1 protein-coding gene is annotated in these 1,541 nt (G+C 37.2%); it reads left to right on the forward strand.

Annotated features, from left to right (window positions below):
• The coding region (locus tag HMPREF9074_RS12500; RefSeq protein WP_034540964.1) for an LPD3 domain-containing protein at nucleotides 1-1,541 on the forward strand (1,541 nt) is incomplete at both ends.

Raw genomic sequence — 1,541 nt, forward strand, 5'->3', positions numbered from 1 at the left:
GCGGAGTATAACACCCAAATACAGTACTACCAAAAAGAGCTGCTTAAATTATACAGCAACAAACAGTCCTACCTAAAACCTACCGGACAAATAGCCCTTTTCGGCTCACTACCCATATTCAAAACCCTTAAGGAAGCTAAAAAGTACTTTAAGGCTTGGGCATACACACACCTAAGAGGTAAAAAAGTTTTTCATAAAGAGCTCGACAAATATGTGGTATTCAGCAGTAAAGGTATAGACCACGTTTTATCAAGCAAAATATCTTTAAAGAAAATGTATCTCATACAGCAAGCTGAAGAAATGCTTAAAAACTCTCATCTAATAGCCTTTGTAGAAGATTATAAAAAGAGAGACAATATAAAAGGTGCTTACAGAATGCGCACTACAGCAACTTTCGAGGGAGAAGAGGTAAAAGTAATACTTACCCTTAGAGAGGGCGAAAATGGTGTTGTCTACTATGACCACAAAATAGAAGAAATAGAAGAGAGCACTACCCCACCACGAAAGAGTCGTGCTAATCCGTTCTGTGGTGATAGTGCTCCCACTAATATCCCTGCAAAAACTGTGCCTAATTCTTTAAATGCCCCACGACACGCTGGTATTCTAAAAGAAGCATTAACCGAAAAAGGTAAACTAAAAAAAGGTTGGTATTTCCAAGACTATGGAATTATAGACCCAAAAGGCAAATATCACCCTTTAGAAAGAGATTATTCATTAGAGTACAACCTAATAGAAAAAGAATTAAGAGACAGAGCATTTCAACAAGATGAAAAAAGAAAAATAAAAGGATTTGAAGAAAATAAAAAACTTGAAGAAGCAATAAATGTTTACTTAAAAGAGCTTTCAAAAGAAAATAGAAAACATTTCAAAAACAGTAAAGCTATGGAGGTTTTTTACTGGGCTTTTCCTTTTACATTAGAGAGTAATAGTACTTTTTATACTTTTGAAGAAAGCAACCCATACATTAATAAAAGATTGCAAGAACTTGACCAATACTTTACTGATAATAATGAACTGTTTGAACGTTTAGAAAATTACAAAACATTAAGACGATATAATCTTAAATCATTAGGCTTACATATAAGTGCTAAAATATCGTCCTTTATAGACAAACAAGGAAAAGTAATACGTGGTGATAGCAACAAACTAAATCAAAAATACGGATTATCCACCCCTATTACAACCCCAAACGTATACGTAGAGCACCTGCCAGAAGAAACAAATCGGCAAATCAGCACATCGGCAAACACCCTCGATGCCAAAATGGCAGCCCTACAACACCGCCAATGGGAAACATTTGTTATTGCCAACCCACAAATGCAAGCTTTCCTTGGCGATGTAGAACGCAAAACTTCCGAAAGCACCGTTATCACCATAGCCGGCGGAGCTGGCAGCGGCAAAACACGCTTCGCTTTTCAGTTTATCAATGCCCTGGCGCAAAATTATACAGTAGGACACGCCAGCCTCGAAGAGCACCCCGACAGCAAACTATATTACGACAAAGTACAACAGTACATTGATGAGACCGCCCTACCTAATAT

This window comes from Capnocytophaga sp. oral taxon 329 str. F0087 (genome assembly GCF_000213295.2).
Lineage (GTDB): Bacteria > Bacteroidota > Bacteroidia > Flavobacteriales > Flavobacteriaceae > Capnocytophaga > Capnocytophaga leadbetteri_A.